Origin of the sequence: Peptoniphilus sp. (genome assembly GCF_034090345.1) — a bacterium.
In the GTDB taxonomy this organism is placed as follows: Bacteria; Bacillota; Clostridia; order Tissierellales; family Peptoniphilaceae; genus Peptoniphilus.
Genome location: NZ_JAXDSS010000054.1, coordinates 11807 through 28038 on the forward strand (window position 1 = coordinate 11807; position 16232 = coordinate 28038).

Below are 16232 nucleotides of genomic sequence, written 5' to 3' on the forward strand. Positions count from 1 at the left end.
AGAAAAAATTGAAACCTATTTTTTTTAATGAAACACTTTTTTTAAAAAATGAAAGAAAAATTTTATATGGAATTAAAATTTTTGTACCAAATATTTTTAATGAAAAAAGTATAAGATACAATCTAATTTCTGAGTTAAAGAAGGAGGTAACTAATGATTAATAAAAAGTTACTGAGGCTTATGGGAAGAGAGAAAGTATATATACTTTATTTAATTATGCTAAAAATTGTTGCACTATTATTGAATGTTGGAATGATATTCTGTATAGCAAATTCAGTGGCTAATGTGATTAATTTAAATCTCATTGAATATAAATTATTAGCCATATTACTGACGATTTTATTCTTACAAATAGGTGTAATTAGGTTAATGAGTGCTATTTCTAATGAATTATCATGTAAGGTAAAAGAAAAAATAAGAATTAAATTATTTGATAAGGTTTACAGCTATGGGATGAGATATTCAAAGAATTTTAATATAGCTGAAATTTCTCAATTGTCAGTAAACGGGATTGAAAATTTAGAAGTTTATTTTAGTTCATTCATTCCTCAATTGGTATATTCAATAGTATCTCCAATAATATTGTTTTGTTTTTTATTAAATATAAATAAAGTAATAGCTATAGTTTTAATTGTATTAGTGCCGTTAATTCCAATGGCAATTATACTTGTTCAAAAATTAGCTAAGAAAATAAATTCACAATATTGGGGAAGTTACGTCGACTTGTCTGAGGTATTTGTAGATTTTTTAGAGGGTCTTACAACACTTATAATATTTAATGCAGATGAAGTGCAAAATAAAAAATTAAATAAATATGCTGAAGACTTTAGAATAAAAACTATGAAAGTATTGAGCATGCAACTTAATAACATAACAGTTCTGGATATAATAGCTTATTCTGGAGCTGTTCTAGGTATATTGTTTAGTGCTTATTACTATGATTTAGGGGAAATAAATATTGAGCAAGTTTTAATAGTGATTTTAATTTCTTCTGAATTTTTCTTACCACTTAGATTGTTAGGTTCTTTCTTTCATATAGCTATGAATGGGATGGGAGCAGTGGATCATCTATTTAGAGTTATGGAAACTGAAGAAGAACTTAAAGGAAATGAGTATATAGATACTAGTACACCAAGCATAGCGATGAATAATATCAGCTTTTCATACGATGGTATTAGACAAGTTCTAAATAATATAAATATGGATTTTAAATTTGGAACATTAAATTATTTAGTTGGAAAATCTGGTTGCGGTAAGTCAACAATAGCGGCATTACTTATGAATTCAATAATTCCAAACACTGGAGAAATTAGTTATGGCGGTAAAACAAATTTAAAAGAAGAAGAAATTTTAAAAAATGCTACATTGGTTACGAATAACCCATATTTATTTAAAGGTACATTAAGATACAATTTACAAATGGGGAATGAAGATATTAAAGAATCTGAAATGTGGAGCATATTAGAAAAATTAAGTCTTAAAGATTACTTTATTTCTGAAAAAGGTCTAGATACTTTGATATTAGAACAGGGAAATAATTTTTCGGGAGGTCAAAGACAAAGAATAGCTATAGCAAGAGCAATATTAAAAAATTCTCCAATTTATATTTTTGATGAAGCGACTTCGAACATAGATGCTGAGAGCGAGGATATAATTATGCAATTTATTGACGAGTTGAAGAAAAATAAGTTGATAATTATAATATCCCACCGTTTAAAACATTCTGTTAGTGCAGATTGTATTTATTATATGGAAAATTCTGAGGTTAAAGAAAAAGGCACTTTCAAAGAATTAATTGAGTTAAATGGTAATTTTTCAGAACTCTATAATTCTCAAGTGGCACTTGAAAATTGGAGGATTAAATGAAGAAATTACAAGAGTATTTGATATTAGTGAAAAAATTAATTGTGCTTGTAAAACCATTAAAGGGAGTAATGGTACTTGCAATTTTGTTTGGAAGTTTAGGGCATATAATTGCAACAGCAATTCCATTTGTTGGAGGCTATGGAATTATAAAAGTAAAGGAAATGGAATTTGGAATAAAAAATTTGGTAATAATTTTATTTGCTTTTGCTATTTTAAGGTCTTTGTTGAGATATTTTGAACAACTATGTAATCATTATGTTGCATTTAAAGTTTTAGAAATTATAAGAGATAAAATTTTTAAAGCTCTTAGAAAATTAGCACCTGCAAAAATGGAAGGCATAGATAGCGGAGAAATGGTATCTATAATTACTTCTGATATAGAATTACTAGAAGTATTTTATGCACATACTATATCTCCGGTTTCAATAGCTTTTATTCACACTATATTTTATACAATAGTTTTATCGAAATTTAATATTATATATTCTTTAATATTATTAATTTTTCACATTATAATGGCTATATTAATCCCGATAATAACATCTAATAGAGCTAGGAATATTGGTGATGTTCAGAGAAAAGCAGTAAGTGATTTGAATTCATCAATAATGGACACTTTTTATGGGATAGGAGAATCAACTCAATATTTCACAGGTTCTAATAGAAGAGATGAGATGATATGGAAGACAAAAAAGTTAAATAGAGCTTCAAAAGAGTTGAGTAAAATATATGGTGAGAATCTAGGTTTATCAAGCTCGGTTATTATGTTTGGGAATATTATTTTTATGGTTATAGCACTTTATTTATATAAAAATAAAGATGTTGATTTAGTAGGAATGGTAGTTCCGATGATAATATTTATGAGCTCATTTGGCCCTGTATCGGCACTATCCAATTTGGCAAATAATTTGCTTACCACTTTTGCCTGTGGTAAGAGAGTTATAAATTTGTTAGAAGAAAAGCCTATGGTCAAATTGAATAAACTGGGCAAAAATATAGAATTTAATGATTTGTCGGTTGAAGGTATATCTTTTTCTTATAAAGATGAAAAAGTTTTTGATAACTTTAATTTAAAATTAAAAAAAGGTGATATATTAGGGCTTTCTGGTAAAAGCGGGTGTGGTAAATCTACAATATTAAAGTTGATAATGAGATTTTATGACTCTAAATTTGGGAAGATACTAGAAAATGGAATAGACATAAAGGATATTAATACTGAAAATTTGAGGAAAAATCATACGTATATAACTCAAAGTACACATTTATTTAAAGGTACTATAGCTGATAATTTGAGAATAGCAAAGCAGGATGCGACTGAAGATGAAATTGTAGAAGCATGTAAAAAAGCTTCTGTACATGATTTTATAAAAGATTTACCAAATGGTTATGATACAGAAGTTGAAGTTTTAGGGAGTTCTCTTTCAACGGGAGAAAAACAGAGAATTTCTATAGCAAGAGGATTTTTACATGATGGAAAATTGATGTTGTTAGATGAACCGACTTCAAATATAGACAGTTTGAATGAAGGGATAATTTTAAAATCCCTTTGGAAAGAGACTAAGGATAAAGCAGTTATAATAGTAAGCCATAAATTGTCTACTCTTAGAATTGCGAATAGAATACAGAAAATGGAAAGAGATTAAATTTTAGAGGTTGAGATGGGAAATTTAGAGATTACAAACATACAAAAATTATATCTTTTACATTTAAAAAATAATGAAAAAGAAAATAACATTACTTCTGTAGCTAGAGCCTTTTCTTGTACTAAACCTAATTCAAAAAATATATTAGATAATATGATTAAAGAAGGTCTTTTATATAAAGAAGTAAACAAATACAAGCTTACAAAAATTGGAGAAAGTATTGCACAAGAATTAGATGAAAATAGATTTGCTATAGAATTGTTTTTAAATAGAGGACTTAAATTTTCTCTAGAAGAAAGTGAGAAAATTTCATATGCACTACTTGCAAGCTCATTAGATAGCTTTAATAAGAAGATAGTAGATAAAGCTAATATATTAAATGGGTTTAAGAAAAATGGTATTGTAGATTATAAAGATTTAATCAATGTATTTCAAAGTGGAGAGTATAGGGCTATGCTCTCCATACAAAAATATAAATTAGATGAAAGAGAATCTTTTAATCCTCTATCAATGGCTATGATGGGTTTTGAAGATGAAGCAACAATAATAGTGTCGCATGAATCATTTATTACGTTAAAACCTAAAGCAATAAAAAGACCTATACAAGGATATACCAAAACTGGGATCGCAACTGAACTATATTATACACTTAAAGGTGAAGAACATATAATTGAGTATAAAAACAAGAAATTTTACATACCAATCAATGTATTTAAAGAATGGCATTTAATGGGAGGACATATTTTAAAGTCATCTATAAATTTAAATTTAAATTCAAAAATAGGAATTAGCAAAATTCATAAAGAAAAAGCTAATTTTATAATAATAATTGATCTATTAAATTTATAATTAAATTAATATAGCTTAAGTTAACTCTTATTAACAGAGAAATAATGGGAATTTTAAATTAAAAATAACTATAATTTAGACTTTTTAAAAATTAGATTAAAAATAAGAGCATAGAAATTTAAAGAAAGTTAATGTGAGTTAACTTTCTTTTTTGTGGCAAAGTATTTAAAAGTTTGAGTAGAAAGTTTATCCTTTAAAAGTAAATGAATGATATTTATTATCAAAAGGGTAGATGGAATCAAAATTAAATATGGGAGGGATATATGATTAAAAAAAATGTATGTTTTTTAATTTCTTTTATATTTATAATTGTTAATTTAAATTTCATACAAGCTAAAAATTTATCAGAAGAATGTGATAATAAAATTGAATTTCGATCAGAGTTAAATGAAAAAAGTGGTGAAAAAGAATTTATAAACTTAGAAAATGGAATTTATAAAGTACCTATTAAATTAATGCATGCAATTGAAGATAAATTATCTATGGGAAATGTAGCATTAAATCAGACTGGAGAGTTATTGGTTGAAAACGGTCAAGCTTATTTATTCATTAGTGTGAATAAAATACAGATACAAAATATTACGGCAGGACTTGTTAATTTATATTATTTGGACGAAAAAAATTATATATCTGCTGAGGCAAATGACTATTCTATTCAAGTTGATGAAAGTTTAGAAAGACGACCGAGCGTATTTAAGATTCCGATAAAAAAATATTCTAATGATTTAGAGGTACTTGTAGATCCTAAAGTTGAACCGATGGGAGATAAACCGATAAAAGCTAGACTAAATGTAGATTTAGATAAAATTAAAAAGATAGATTTAAAAGAGTCTGAAATCATAGAAAAATTTAACACGGGCATTAAAAAGCCAGTGTTTAATAGTGATCTAGCTGCGAAAAAGATAGATAAATCATTTATTTTAGAATTTAGAGAAAATACATTTGATGAAGACTTTAATTTTTATGCAAATAAACTGACTTCATATAGGGCAGAAGAAATAAATAAACTTTTTAACCCTTTAGATATAGTTGAAATTTATAAATTAGAAACATTAGGGGATTTAGAGGAAATACCTTATGGGAGAGAAGATATTCAAAGTTTGAGAAAAAATATCTTACCTAAAGGTATTGTGAATATCGGGATACCTGTAAAGAGTATAAAACCAGAAGATAATCCTAATATTTATCAAATTAAAGACGGTACTAAAGTAAATTTAAATTACTCAATAAAAGATGGATGTTTTTTTATAGAAAGTGATAGTTTAGGTGAATTTGTAGTAGTTAAAGAAGAGAAAATAGATAATTCGAATAAAAGTAAAATTGGTGACTTTAAAAAAAATGAAACAAAGAAAAAATCTAGTAAAAGTATGCCAATAAAAAAAATTAAAAAGAGAAGTGAATTTAAAAATGAAAATAGTAGCTCAAAAAAAATTCCGATTAATACTTCTTCAAAAATAAATAATGTACAAGAAAAAGTTTCAAGCATAGATAAAGTAGCATTTAGAAATATAAATAACCAAGAGACAAGAGAAAACGGATTAGTTATATTTTTAATAGCAGTTTTAGTAATTTTTATAAATGTCATTTCAATAATTATTTTAAGCAGGAATTACAAAATAATACTTGAAGAATTTCAAGAAAATAACAGATTAAGAGCGAGGAAGAAATAAGATGAAAAGAATTTTTATATGTTTGTTAGTTGTTTTTTCAGTGACTTTTAATTCAAAAATTTTTGCTTACGGAAGTGAAGTTGGAAGAGCTACGCCTTATTATTCGCATCCGATTACAGGGATTATAGAGGATGCTGGAAATAATCCGGAGATTGGTCAGGGAATGACTGAAAATGTGTTACATAAACAAGCTTTTTTAGAAGAAGTTGATGGAGCATATTATTTGACTGTTAGATTTAATTTGGCATCTAATATAAAAAATGAAACTTTTGCAGTTCAAGTTAAAGGAGATTCTGATTTTTATTCAACTCAAGCTGAAATAGTTCAAACTAATGGAGATACAAGAGACTATAGATTTGAAATTCCTTCAAAAAATGTGATTATAAGGTCTAGTTTTTTTGTTGAACCGATGGGAAGGGATATAATTTTTTATTTTGATGTAGATAATTTTGTTGAAGGTAATACAGATTTTATAACAATGGATGAAGATAATCTTTTAGAGGAAGAGAGTTTGAATAATGAAATTCATGGAAAGAGTGAAATAGAAAAGTTAAAACTTGGACCAACAGTGAATTTTGAGAGAAATTCAAACTCAATTGGAGAAAAAATAGAAACTAAATCTGTAAATTCTAATTTATCATCTGAAGAACTTGGTTATAGTCACGGACTGTTGATGAAAGATTCTCCAGAATTAAAAAAATTACTTGGAGAAGATGGTGATTTAAGAGAAAAAAAAGACTTAGATAAAAGACCATTGGGTTTTATTACAAAAGCATTTATAGGAATGATTTTAGGGGTAGTTTCGTTGATTACAGTTTTCTTAGCATTTGCAGCAGTAGCATCTATTTTATATTTAAAAAGATTGAGGTTAGAAAACTATAGAATGGTGGAAGAAGATGAAGACTAAAATTTTTACTATACTTTTAAGTATTTTTCTATTATTAGGATGTGTTGACCAAAAAAGAGAAAATAGAAATTTAGATAATCCAACTTCGTTGGAAAAACCAAGAGTTATTGTAACTTCACTGGCTACAGCATATATAATGGATAAACTTGAAGTAGAGCTTATAGCCGTTCCGGATAGCAAAGTTGATAAATGTCCAAAGAGATATGAAAATCTGCCAAAGATAGGTGTTGCAATGACACCTGATATGGAAAAGATAAAGTCGATGCAACCAGATTATATTTTTAGCCCTGTGAGTTTGATTTCTGATTTGTTGCCTAAATATGAAGCTGCTAATTTAAATTATGGATTTTTAAATTTAAATAATTTAGACGGCATGTATAAAAGTATAGCAGATATAGGCGATTTGTTGGGAAGAAAAGAACAGGCATCTAAATTAATAGCTGAATATAAAAATAATTTAGATTACTTTAATAAGAAATATAATAAAGAAAAATCTCCAAAGGTTTTAATTTTGATGGGATTGCCGGGCTCTTATGTTGTAGCTACAGAGAACTCTTACGTTGGCAGCCTTGTGAAGTTAGCTGGTGGAGAAAATGTATATTCGGGATCTAATAAACAATTTTTGACAATAAATACAGAAGATATGCTAAGTAAAGAGCCTGATATTATTTTAAGAACATCTCATGCAATGCCTGATCAGGTTATGGAAATGTTTAAAAAAGATTTTGAAACAAATGATATATGGAAACATTTTGGAGCTGTGAAAAATGAAAAAGTTTACGATTTAGATCATTCTAAATTTGGAATGAGTGCAAAATTTAATTATCCTGAGGCTTTAGATGATTTAGGAGAGATATTCTATGAAAAATAATGTTGGTAAACTTTTTAAGTATTTAATCTTAATCTTTGGGTTAGTGTTATTAGTTATTTATTCGTGTAAAACAGGTAGTATAGATTTAAGTTTTACACAAATTGCGAAAGGATTATTTGTTGAATTTGATCCTGATGTTGCTGCAGTTTATGATTTGAGATTTCCAAGGATTATAATAGCCATTATAGCTGGAGCATCTCTTTCAGTATCTGGAGTTTTATTGCAAGCGGTTATGCAAAATCCACTTACTGATCCGGGGATAATAGGAATTTCCGCAGCAGCTTCCTTGGCCTCTAAAATAGTTATATTAATTACACCAACATTATTTTTTATAGCTCCTATATTTTCAATTATGGGAGGGATATTAGCGTACTTAATTCTATATAGCTTAGCATGGGACAGAGGAACAAATCCAATCAGATTAATACTTGTTGGGGTAGCTTTGAGTATGACATTTTCGGGGATATCTCAAGCGATTAGTGCAATTTCAGGCGGGAATTTAAATACAGTTCAAGCGATAGTAGAAGGTAATGTAGCTCAAAAGACTTGGCAAGACGTAAAAATTATGGAAATATATGGTGGAATTGGACTAGTAGCATCAATGTTTTTGGGTAGAAGTTGTGATTTATTATGCTTAGAAGATAAGACGGCGAAAGCTATAGGAGTAAATGTAAATAGAGATAGATTTATTGTTTCTATAATAGCTGTTGCGTTAGCATCTGTTGCAACGGCTATAGTGGGAGTGATAGGATTTTTAGGTCTATTAGTAGCTCACATAGCAAGAATAATAGTTGGTAGCAACCATAGATATCTCATATCTTTTTCAGCTTTGCTAGGTGGATTGATTTTACTTGGAGCAGATACCCTGGGAAGAATTATAGCTTACCCATATGAAATATCTCCGTCTATAATTATGACTACAATATGTGGACCATTTTTTATAGTTCTATTAAAAGTAAGAGGTAAAAAATATGGAAATTAAAAAATTAAATTTTTACTATGGAAGTAAACACGTGATAAAAGATTTATCTTTAACTTTTGATAATGGTAAAATAACTACTTTGCTTGGAAGTAATGGGTGTGGAAAAAGTACACTTTTTAAACTATGTACTAAAGAACTCCCGATAAGACACGGAATTATTAAACTCGATGACAAAAATATAGATGATATAAATCGAAAGGATTTTGCAAAAAAGGTTGCTATAGTACATCAACAGAATAAGTTTGTGGGAGATATAGATGTTGAAAGTTTGGTTAGTTATGGTAGAAATCCATATCTATCATTTATGGAAGGACTTGATGAAAAAGATAATTATGAAATAGAAACTGCAATAAGATTATGTGGATTAGAAGATATTAGAAAAAAGTTTATTAGTCAATTATCTGGAGGGCAATTGCAAAGAGTTTGGATAGCAATGTCAATTGCACAAAAGACAGAGATATTATTTTTGGACGAACCTACAACATATCTAGACATAAAATATCAAATTGAAATTTTAGAATTGGTAAAAAAATTAAATAAAGAATTATCAACAACCATAATAATGGTACTTCACGATATAAATCAAGCGCTACAGTATTCAGATGAAGTGGTTGGAATGTATAATGGTAAAGTCGAATTCAAAGGAGATCCTAAAGTTGAATTGACAGAAGAATCTATAAGTAGGATTTATGATACAAAATTGAGTATAGAAAAATTTAAGAATAGGTTAATAGTATTGCCAAAATTTTAAAATAGAAAAGGAGTAAATTTTGAAGACATTATATATATTATTAGGTTTTATATTGCTGGGATTAGGTATTTTCGGGATATATATACCGATACTTCCAACTACACCATTTTTATTATTGGCAACAGCTTGCTTTGCAAATGGTTCAGAAAAATTTAATTGTTGGTTTTTGCAAACAGAAATTTATAAAAATAATATAGAACCTTTAAAAAAGAAAGAAGGTATGACTATTAAAAAGAAGTTGAAAATAATGGGCATGATAACTTTATTTTTAGGAATTTCTTTTTTAGTAATGAGCAATATTCATGGAAGAATATGCTTAGTAGTTGTATTTTTGGCACATTGTTATTATTTCTTTATAAAAGTCAAGACTATAGAATGAGAAGTAGAAGTTGCGAAACTTCTATTTTTTGTTTTAAGATTATAAAAATTAAAATATTGTTGCTAAATTGTATTTAATTTGTAATAAAAAATAAATTGCTCTGTGGTATCATTATCTAATGAAAGTATAAATTAATTTTACTGTATATTATGAAATAAAATATATGTATTTAATGGTATTAATAAAAATAGATTAAATTAGTTTACATATTGTAATTTGGTGGTGTAGACATGAATAATTTAGAAAATTTAAGAAGAGAAATAGATGAAGTTGATAAAAAAATAGTAGAGCTTTTTGAAGAGAGAATAAATATTGCAGTTAAGATAGGGGAGTGGAAAAAATCTAATAAGATAGAAATTTTTGACTCTAAAAGAGAAGAAAAAGTAATAGAAAAAGCTATAGAAGCATTGGTAAATAAAGAGTATAAAGAAAAAATCAGCGAGCTATTTCATAAGCTCATGGATATAAGCAAGGATATACAAAAGTAGTTATAGGTGAAGAAAATAGATGAAGAAATTATTTAAAGTGACAATTTTTTTAATATTGTCAGTTGTACTGACAATATATGTGGTTGGAGTGAATATATTTAAAGATAATTTTATGCCTAACACATTTATAAATGGGAAAGATTTTAGTTTAACCAATAAGTCGAAACTGTATGAAAATTATAATTCTAAATATGGAGAATATAAGTTAAAAATTGTTGAAAGAGATTCAGAAGAAACTCTGTATTCAAAAAGTTTTGATTATTCAGATACTTTGAATAAAGGGCAGAGTGTTGAGCAAAATTCTCTCTATTGGCCAGCATATATTTTAATAAAAAAAGAATATAAATTAAAAAATACAGCTAAGTATGACTTCGAGAAGTTTAATCAAGTTTTGGAAAGTTTAAAGATAAATACAGCGCCAAGAATTGAACCACAAGATGCAAAAGTGGTTTTTGAAGGGGATAAATTTGTAGTAAAACCGGAAGTTTATGGAAATAAAATAAATAGTGAATTGTTTGCGAAAAAAGTTTTGGAAGCTGTTCAAAATAGAGATGAAGTATTGGATTTAGAAAAAGAGGGAATTTACCATAATCCAAAAATAAAAAAAGATGATGAAAAATTACTTTCACAACTTGAACAAAAAAATAATCTGAATAAATTTGAAATAACTTATGACTTTGCAGATAGAAAAGAAGTATTGAAGAATGATTCGCTTATAAACCTTTATTCTCCAAATGAAAAAAATTTATTGGTGCCAGATATAGAAAAAGTTGAGCAATATATAAAGTATATAGCTGGTAAATACGATACATTCAAGGCAACAAGAGATTTTCAAACTACAGGGCTTGGAATTGCAAGAGTCAGTGGAGGAATATATGGTTGGATGACAGATGTAAAATCAAGCACAGATGAATTAGTTAAGGCTTTAGAAAACACTAAGACTGTAACTATAAAACCAGTATATAGACTAGAAGGATATAGAAGAGAGACTAATGATATAGGAAATTCTTATATTGAAATAGACCTTGGAAGACAACATATGTGGATGTATAAAGATGGACAGAAAGTTTTAGAAACTCCAATTGTATCAGGAGATCCTACAAAAGGTAATTCAACTCCAACAGGTACTCAAAAAGTATGGGCCAAGGAAAGAGACAGGATATTAAAGGGAGCAACATGGGAATCACATGTAGACTATTGGATGCCTTTTGATTGGACCGGATGTGGATTACACGATTCAGTATGGAGAAGCACATATGGAGGGAGTATATACAGACATAATGGCTCACATGGTTGTGTAAATACACCGCCTTCAATAATGCCTACTTTATTTTCAAATTCTTTTTATAATATGCCAGTTGTAGTCTATGATTCAAATACTCAAATGGTAAGTTAGGAGATAATATGAAAAAGGATTTGTTGAGTTCCAGCACATTAAAAATAATAGCTATGTTATGTATGGCTATAGACCATACTGCAGCAGGCATTATAAATAATGTAAATAATATATCTTTATTAGGGTTAAATGTAAATGAATTATATTATGCTATGAGGAGTATAGGAAGAATTGCATTTCCTATATTTCTATTTTTACTTATAGAGGGTTTTAACAAAACTAAAAATATAAAAAAATATTTTTTTAGAATGGTAACTTTTGCAATTATATCTGAAATTCCATTTGATATGGCTTTGAATGGAGGATATTATAATACTCATAGTCAAAATGTATATGTAGAACTTTCTTTGATTTTAGCGATGTTATATTGTATAAAAATTTCAGTGGAAAATTTCAGTGGACTCAAGGGTAAGTTTTTGTGTGTTATAATCGTTGTTATATTTGCAGGAGTTTCTGAAATTATTGAGGCAGATTATGGAATGTATGGTATAGTGGCTGCTATTATTATGTATTCATTTAGTAAGAATAGGGAGACAAGAGCTATGTCCATATTGCCAGCCTTTGCTTTTGAAATTCATATGCCGACAGTATTTCTATCAATACCATTAGTTTATTTATATAATGGCAAAAGAGGTTTGAATTTAAAATATTTGTTCTACGCATTTTATCCATTACATTTAATTATAATAGGTATTATTAGAATGAAGCTATTGTAAAGTATGAAAAAGTATAGTATACTAATTGTAGTAAATATCTTCAGGGCAAGGTGAAATTCCTGACCGGCGGTAGAGTCCGCGAATCCTTTTGTATAGGATTGAACTTGTGAAATTCAAGTACCGACAGTAAAGTCTGGATGAAAGAAGAAATTGCAATTAAAGTTGTGATTGAATGCCCCGAAGTTTTGGGGCTTTTTTTGAGCCCAAATTTTTGGGAGGGTTATTTATGAATAAAGTTAACAGTAAGAGTAATGTTAAAGTGATGAGTAGAATTGGAATGTTGAGTGCAGTTGCATTTTTACTTATGTTTTTTGAATTCCCATTGACATTTATTGCACCATCATTTATTAAACTTGATATTTCTGATTTACCGGCAATGGTTGGAGCCTTTACAATGGGACCTGTAGCAGGGGTTATAATAAGTGCAGTTAAAAATGTACTTCATATAGCGCTAAAGGGGACTTCTACTGGAGGAGTAGGAGAATTATCTAATTTTATAATCGCCTCTGTTTTAACAGGAACAGCAGGTATAATTTATAAGAGAGATAATACTTTTAAAGGTGCAATCGTTGGTATGTTATTTGGTACTGTATTAATGACAATAGCGGCAATAATTTCAAATTATTTTGTAATCTTTCCGCTATATGCAAATTTCATGCCTATGGAAGCAATTATAAATGCAGGAAAAGCTGTTAATGCAAACATTAGTAGCTTATGGGATATGATGATTTATTCTCTTGTACCATTTAATTTAATAAAGGGATTTTTAGTTTCAATTGTTACAATGCTTATTTATAAAAAAATTAGTCATTTATTTAGAGTATAGTTTTTAGAAAGTTTAAAGTCTGTTAGGACGAGTGAGTTCTAGTAGACTCTTTTATAATGAAGTTTAATAATATAGAAAAGTAGTGAAAAATATTTAATGATTCTGTTTCACTACTTTTCTATTTTAAATTTCAATATATTTTTCTTTTCCGGTAATATTAGTAAGATACACTTTATAAATATTTGAATTTTCTAAAACATGATCTTTAATTAAATCAAACCATTGCATCTTATCAGAATAGTATTTTCCATAAAGCAATCTAAGAGCCTCTTCTCTTTCTGACTCTTCATCTATACTTTCAAGTCTGCCATCGGCAATAGCAGATTCATATTCATTAGTAAAAACATTTTTATTTAAGAAAGATATGTTGTTTGAGTCAATTTCTTTTTGAATTTCATCTAAGGAATACTCATCAGCAACATTAGTTCTTGACACGAATACCAATTTAATCATTTTTTCTCTTTCAAAAATATCTATCTTAGTTCCTTTTTTGGAAGAAGCAAAATATATTTTGTCATCACATCTTACAAAAGAAAATGGAACAGAGTGTATAGAAAAATCAAAAACACTTAAAACACCATATTCACTTTCATCTAATATTTTATAGGTTGCATCTAAAGATAAGTTTTTTATAACAGCCATTATTTTCTCCTTTAATTTTTATTTAATTATACCCATAAGTAATGTAAATAAAAAAAGACAAGCGATAAGCTTGCCTTTAAGTTTAAAATTATTCAGCTTCTGTTTCAGATACAGTAGGTACTTCTACTGATTCTTCTTCAGAACCTTCTCCAGGAAGAACTTCTTCTTGTGGTTCTTGTAGAGTGGCTACAGTTTCTTCGAGGTCAACAAAAATTTCAATTTTGCTGTTGTTAGCTACATCAAGGTCTTTAACAAGTATAGAATCTCCAATTTGCATATCTACTACATTTACAGTAGCTTCAGCAGGAAGATCAGCTGGTAGACATTCAACTTCAATTTCGTTGACTACTTGTAGTAATACAGAAGGTTGTACTTTAACTTCGTCTCTTCCTTCTAATACAACAGGTATATTAACCTTAATTTTTTCACTCATGTCTATTAAGTATAGGTCAAAGTGTAGAATTTGATTTTTGAATGGGTGCATTTGAAGTTCTTTAATTAGAACTTGTTGAGATGTTCCTTCAACATCAACTTTGAAAATACTTGAAGTACCATTTTTTTGGTAAGCTTTTAGTAAATCTTTTTCTACAGCTGAAACTGTTTTAGCTTCATTTCCTTTTGAGTAAATAACTCCTGGAACAATTTGTTCTGCCCTTAGTTTATCTACTTGATTTTTTCCTTTTTCACTTCTGTTTTTTAAATTTAATATCATTGACATAATGCCTCCTTATTCTATTATACCAGAACCTAGACATATTTCATCTTGATAAAATACAAGAGCTTGGCCTGGAGTAACTCCCTTTAGGGGATTTTCAAACGTAACTTTTAATTTGTCAGGGCCTATTTCTTCGACTAATGCTTTTTCATCTTTGGCCCGATACCTTATTTTTACTGAACACTCAAATGGTAAGTTTGGAGTTTCAGTAATCCAGAAAGGTTTTTCGACAATTGTTATTTTTTTGTATAGAGCAGGATGTTTTAATCCTTGTGCTACTATAAGACGATTATTTTTCAAATCTTTATCCTGAACAAAAAATGGTTCTCCATTTCCCATACCGCCTAGACCAATGCCTTTTCTTTGGCCTATAGTATAGTGCATAAGTCCAGAGTGTCTTCCGAGAAGTTCTCCTTCATAAGAATAGATATCTCCTTCTTTAGTAAAAAGGAATTGGTCTAAAAATTTATTGAAGTCTCTTTCACCAATAAAACAAATTCCAGTAGAATCTTTTTTATGTGCTGTTGCAAGTCCGTTTTCTTCAGCTATTTTTCTAACCTCAGATTTTTCGAGTTCGCCAACAGGGAATATTGTTTTAGCAAGAGCTGCTTCTGGAACTCTGGAGAGGAAATAAGATTGATCTTTGTTCTGATCTAAACCTCTTAGTAAATAAGTTCGCCCGTTAATGGTTCTTGTTCGTGCGTAATGTCCCATTGCTATATAATCGGAATTGAATTTAAGTGCAAATTCCAAAAAAGCTTTAAACTTAATCTCAGTATTGCACATAATGTCAGGATTAGGCGTTCTGCCTTTTTTATATTCTTCTAAAAAATAAGAGAAAACTCTATCTCTATACTCTTTTTCAAAATTTACAGTGTAGTATTTTACACCTAAAGCTGAACACACTCTTTGTACATCAAGATAATCATCAGCTTGTGTACAATATTCATCATCAGTGTCATCCCAATTCTTCATAAAGACCGCAGTGACATCATAGCCTTGTTCAAGAAGTAATAGGAGAGAGACGGATGAATCAACACCTCCACTCATTCCGAGTACAACAGTGCCTTTCTTAGCCATTTTGACCTCCTATCTAAAACCTTGTACTATTATACATTAGAGATTTAAAAAAATCTACAAAAAAAGATGAAAATGGCTAAGAATAGAGAGTTTAATTATCTTTTAATTGATAGTCTTATTTGGTAAGATATATGTGGTGATAAAATGAAAAAAATATTTATTATAATTTGTTTATTGATACTAACAGCGTGCGGGGGAAATAAAACAAATGAAATAGAAAAAAGTGACAATAAGACAAAAATGCAAAAATACGAAATACAATTTTTCGAAGCATTCGATACAGTAACAACATTTCAAATATACGACACAAACGAAAAAACAGCAAACGAAAAACTAGAAAAAATGCGAAACGAATACTTTAGACTACACAGAGAATTCGACAGATACAACAACTACGAAAACCTAAACAACCTAAAAACAATAAACGATAACGCAGGAGTACAACCGGTAG

Annotated in this window: 17 protein-coding genes, 1 pseudogene and 1 riboswitch; of the genes and pseudogenes, 15 read left to right on the forward strand and 3 right to left on the reverse strand. The window is 28.5% G+C overall.

Going from position 1 to position 16232, the window contains the following annotated elements; translation table 11 throughout:
• Positions 1-8: 8 nt before the first annotated feature.
• From SOR77_RS04650 to SOR77_RS04715, 14 genes are all read left to right on the forward strand, one after another.
• Positions 9-161, forward strand: a complete 153-nt coding sequence (locus tag SOR77_RS04650; protein ID WP_320636013.1) for a hypothetical protein — start codon at positions 9-11, stop codon at positions 159-161.
• Positions 154-1866, forward strand: a complete 1713-nt coding sequence (locus SOR77_RS04655) for an ABC transporter ATP-binding protein/permease (RefSeq protein ID WP_320636014.1) — start codon at positions 154-156, stop codon at positions 1864-1866. Before SOR77_RS04650 ends, SOR77_RS04655 begins: the two co-directional genes overlap by 8 nt.
• Positions 1863-3509, forward strand: coding sequence for an ABC transporter ATP-binding protein (locus tag SOR77_RS04660; RefSeq protein WP_320636015.1), 1647 nt, complete (start codon positions 1863-1865; stop codon positions 3507-3509). Before SOR77_RS04655 ends, SOR77_RS04660 begins: the two co-directional genes overlap by 4 nt.
• Positions 3510-3524: 15 nt before the next feature.
• Positions 3525-4358 (forward strand): hypothetical protein, encoded by an 834-nt coding sequence (locus SOR77_RS04665; protein WP_320636016.1) that lies wholly within the window; start codon positions 3525-3527, stop codon positions 4356-4358.
• Positions 4359-4621: 263 nt separating this feature from the next.
• Positions 4622-6028: an NEAT domain-containing protein gene (locus SOR77_RS04670; RefSeq protein ID WP_320636017.1), complete on the forward strand. Its 1407-nt coding sequence runs from the start codon at positions 4622-4624 to the stop codon at positions 6026-6028.
• A gap of 1 nt (position 6029) precedes the next feature.
• Entirely contained in the window at positions 6030-6935 is a 906-nt protein-coding gene (locus SOR77_RS04675; RefSeq protein ID WP_320636018.1) for a heme-binding Shp domain-containing protein, read from the forward strand.
• On the forward strand, positions 6925-7806 hold the full coding sequence (gene isdE / locus SOR77_RS04680) for a heme ABC transporter substrate-binding protein IsdE (RefSeq protein ID WP_320636019.1): 882 nt from the start codon (positions 6925-6927) through the stop codon (positions 7804-7806). The genes SOR77_RS04675 and isdE overlap by 11 nt, the downstream gene beginning before the upstream one ends.
• Positions 7796-8788: an iron ABC transporter permease gene (locus SOR77_RS04685; protein WP_320636020.1), complete on the forward strand. Its 993-nt coding sequence runs from the start codon at positions 7796-7798 to the stop codon at positions 8786-8788. Before isdE ends, SOR77_RS04685 begins: the two co-directional genes overlap by 11 nt.
• The gene (locus tag SOR77_RS04690) at positions 8778-9539 is read left to right on the forward strand and encodes an ABC transporter ATP-binding protein (protein WP_320636021.1); all 762 of its coding nucleotides are present in this window, start codon (positions 8778-8780) and stop codon (positions 9537-9539) included. The genes SOR77_RS04685 and SOR77_RS04690 overlap by 11 nt, the downstream gene beginning before the upstream one ends.
• Positions 9540-9558: 19 nt before the next feature.
• Complete coding sequence (locus tag SOR77_RS04695; protein WP_320636022.1) at positions 9559-9918, forward strand: YbaN family protein; 360 nt, start codon at positions 9559-9561, stop codon at positions 9916-9918.
• Positions 9919-10148: 230 nt separating this feature from the next.
• Positions 10149-10406 carry a chorismate mutase gene (locus SOR77_RS04700; RefSeq protein ID WP_040553202.1) on the forward strand — a complete coding sequence of 86 codons (258 nt, stop codon included), beginning with the start codon at positions 10149-10151 and terminating at the stop codon, positions 10404-10406.
• 19 nt (positions 10407-10425) lie between these two features.
• Positions 10426-11802, forward strand: coding sequence for a L,D-transpeptidase family protein (locus SOR77_RS04705; protein ID WP_320636023.1), 1377 nt, complete (start codon positions 10426-10428; stop codon positions 11800-11802).
• Between the two features lie 8 nt (positions 11803-11810).
• Positions 11811-12518 carry a TraX family protein gene (locus SOR77_RS04710; RefSeq protein WP_320636024.1) on the forward strand — a complete coding sequence of 236 codons (708 nt, stop codon included), beginning with the start codon at positions 11811-11813 and terminating at the stop codon, positions 12516-12518.
• A 32-nt stretch (positions 12519-12550) separates the two neighbouring features.
• A riboswitch (FMN riboswitch) is annotated at positions 12551-12671 on the forward strand.
• Positions 12672-12744: 73 nt separating this feature from the next.
• Positions 12745-13344 (forward strand): ECF transporter S component, encoded by a 600-nt coding sequence (locus SOR77_RS04715; RefSeq protein WP_320636025.1) that lies wholly within the window; start codon positions 12745-12747, stop codon positions 13342-13344.
• A 123-nt stretch (positions 13345-13467) separates the two neighbouring features.
• Here the strand turns inward: SOR77_RS04715 and SOR77_RS04720 are convergent, their stop codons facing one another.
• The 3 genes from SOR77_RS04720 to mnmA all read right to left on the reverse strand — a co-directional run bounded on the left by SOR77_RS04720 (position 13468) and on the right by mnmA (position 15781).
• The gene (locus SOR77_RS04720) at positions 13468-13986 is read right to left on the reverse strand and encodes a pyridoxamine 5'-phosphate oxidase family protein (protein WP_320636026.1); all 519 of its coding nucleotides are present in this window, start codon (positions 13984-13986) and stop codon (positions 13468-13470) included.
• Positions 13987-14074: 88 nt separating this feature from the next.
• Positions 14075-14707: a 50S ribosomal protein L25 gene (locus SOR77_RS04725; protein WP_320636028.1), complete on the reverse strand. Its 633-nt coding sequence runs from the start codon at positions 14705-14707 to the stop codon at positions 14075-14077.
• Positions 14708-14713: 6 nt separating this feature from the next.
• A complete protein-coding gene (mnmA, locus tag SOR77_RS04730; RefSeq protein ID WP_320636027.1) occupies positions 14714-15781 on the reverse strand; it encodes a tRNA 2-thiouridine(34) synthase MnmA in 1068 nt (355 codons plus the stop codon).
• Between the two features lie 174 nt (positions 15782-15955).
• Here mnmA and SOR77_RS04735 point away from each other — a divergent pair.
• Positions 15956-16232: pseudogene (locus SOR77_RS04735) on the forward strand (hypothetical protein); the annotation flags it as partial.